The organism is uncultured Paraglaciecola sp., assembly GCF_913058035.1.
Lineage (GTDB): Bacteria > Pseudomonadota > Gammaproteobacteria > Enterobacterales > Alteromonadaceae > Paraglaciecola.
In genome coordinates this window covers 1-2,312 of sequence record NZ_CAJXPA010000332.1, presented here as the reverse complement: position 1 = coordinate 2,312, position 2,312 = coordinate 1, and the positions used below count along the sequence as shown (strand labels likewise).

The window sequence follows — 2,312 nt, the reverse complement described above, 5'->3', positions numbered from 1 at the left end:
GCATTACCACGGTTAATTAACACCGTTCTTGGATAACCGTGTCCGCCAAATTGAGTGGTAATTTGTTCATGTTCGGCGCCAATAAAATTTCCTCTCACTAACTGAACATTAACTTGAAGTACATCTACTCCATGAGACTTCATTTTCTGTGCGAAGTTGTCTATATGAAGCTCTTGCCTTTCTGTGCAATCTGGGCACCATGCTGCTACTAAATTCACAACAAAAGTGTCACTCGAAGCCATTCGGCGTTTAACTTCAACGGGTTCTACGATCTGAAGAAAGCTAGCTGACTGAGTTTTGTCATTAAGGTTAGGTTCTATTCCCATATTTATATCGTCCTCTCAATTGTTAAAGTACGTAACGCTTTGCATATGCCGATTTTAGGCGCTCTGGCGAAGCCAGTGAGAGCCGCTATGCGGCAGAAAAAGTACAATACTTTATTGCTTACATGAACATCAAAATACTAACCATAAGAATATTTCTTGATGTCTGATTTGTCTATCATCGTTTTATAGTCTGTTAACATCTGTTCATTCAATAACACAAACCAATTTATATTATTAAATATTTAAACTGCCTCATATCTCTCTATTAATAAGTGGACTTATACATTACATTCTAAATTTGCTTGCTCTGCACATATCGCTTTTGCTTCGGTTTCTGTTTTACCACCCATACAAAAATCTAACCTAATAAGTTTTTCTTCAGTAGCATTAGGTTGACCAGAAATATTTTGCCATTTCCATTTATTTATAACTTTCTTGGCAGGTTTATAGATAACTTTTTTGGGTATTGAACGAATTAGTTCAACGTTATCTGTTTTACCATTTTTATCTACAGTTACTTTAAATATGCCGCAACCGGTTATACCTTTCATCGCAAGGTCCACTGGATACATTGGAGTAAACTGTTTAGTTCTAATCCATTGAGCACCAGATTTTTCTGGTTTGATATGGGTAAGCTTCACATCCGCAAAGTTATTTGCACTGACATTAGCAGCAATTGTAATTGGTAAAATTGATAACAACTTAATCATTTTAGATTTCATCTAAACCTTCCTTAGTTTATTTAAGCAACTTATAGTTCGACCAAGCCACTTACTTAATACATTTATATCCTATTATTATAAGTGGAACATGCTTCTGTTGGTTACGAATATTGAGCAACAAACACTTAATGTTTCTAACAAGACGTTCGAGCCAACAGAGCAACTCATTTCAAAACGCATACTCAGGGATCGCCTACCACGACTATCTATAAGACCTGCGAGAAACGAGATTTAAGCACATTTCACTCTTAACCTTACGCTCAGGAGCTTCAAAATGAAAGCATATAATGTTGATGATTTCGCTGTGTTGATTGGTATTGATTGGGCTGATAAAAAGCATGATATCTGTGAGCATCCGCTCTATTCCAAAAGCTACCACTACTCAATTATTAAGAGCAAACCCGAAGCACTTCACGATTGGGCAATGGACCTTAAAAAGCGCTATCCTAACCAGAAAATTGCGGTGGTCTGTGAACTAAAAAAAGGACCCCTCATTTATGCCCTAACCAAATATGAACATCTCACACTATTTACGGTCAATCCCTCAACAGTGGCTAAATACCGAAAAGCTTTTACGCCAAGTGGAGCAAAAGATGACCCTTCAGATGCCTTTGTGGAAGTAGAAATTCTCACCTTACACATGGACAAACTGTCCGTCATTGAACCCGAATCAGCATCAACACGTTCGTTAGCCCAGCTGGTTCAGTATCGACGAAGCTTAGTGCAAGACAATGTGGATTTATCAAATAAAATAACCGCTGCGTTAAAAAATTATTACCCTCAAGCACTTGAATGGTTTAAAGAAAAGGATACGTTTATATTTTGCGATTTCATCACTAAATGGCCTTCACTAGCTCATGCTAAAAGAGCAAAGAAACAAACGCTCTTAGATTTTTTTAACAGCCATAACTCACATTATGTTCATGTCAATGAAGCACGTATTTCCAGCATAAAAAGTGCCATGCCATTAACCGGAGACATCGGCGTGATTGAGCCGAATCAAATGTTGGTAGAGGTGCTCATCAAGCAGTTTAAAGTGTTATTAAAGGGTATTGAAACGCTAGATAAAGCCATAAAACTGGCCTATAAAGCACAACCTGACAAAGTCATTTTTGATAGTTTACCAGGGGCAGGCCCTCAACTTTCACCACGTTTATTAGTTGCATTTGGCAGCAATAGAAATCGTTATGATGATGCCGCTGAATTACAAAAATACGCAGGTATTGCGCCTGTCATTGAGCGAAGCGGAAAGAAAATGTGGACC

The 2,312-nt window shown here is 37.8% G+C and carries 3 protein-coding genes; 1 reads left to right on the top strand and 2 read right to left on the bottom strand.

The features are described 5' to 3' along the window. On the bottom strand, positions 1-326 hold a 326-nt coding region (locus QZ562_RS20970), incomplete at its 3' end, for a redoxin family protein (protein ID WP_293764643.1). Between the two features lie 278 nt (positions 327-604). After that, entirely contained in the window at positions 605-1,048 is a 444-nt protein-coding gene (locus QZ562_RS20965; protein ID WP_293764641.1) for an energy transducer TonB, read from the bottom strand. Between the two features lie 274 nt (positions 1,049-1,322). Here QZ562_RS20965 and QZ562_RS20960 point away from each other — a divergent pair. Next, the coding region (locus QZ562_RS20960; protein ID WP_293764639.1) for a transposase at positions 1,323-2,312 on the top strand (990 nt) is incomplete at its 3' end.

Bases quoted from the DNA above. Each gene is read 5' to 3' on its own strand.
- QZ562_RS20965 (WP_293764641.1), bottom strand. From the start codon at position 1,048: ATGAAATCTAAAATGATTAAGTTGTTATCAATTTTACCAATTACAATT.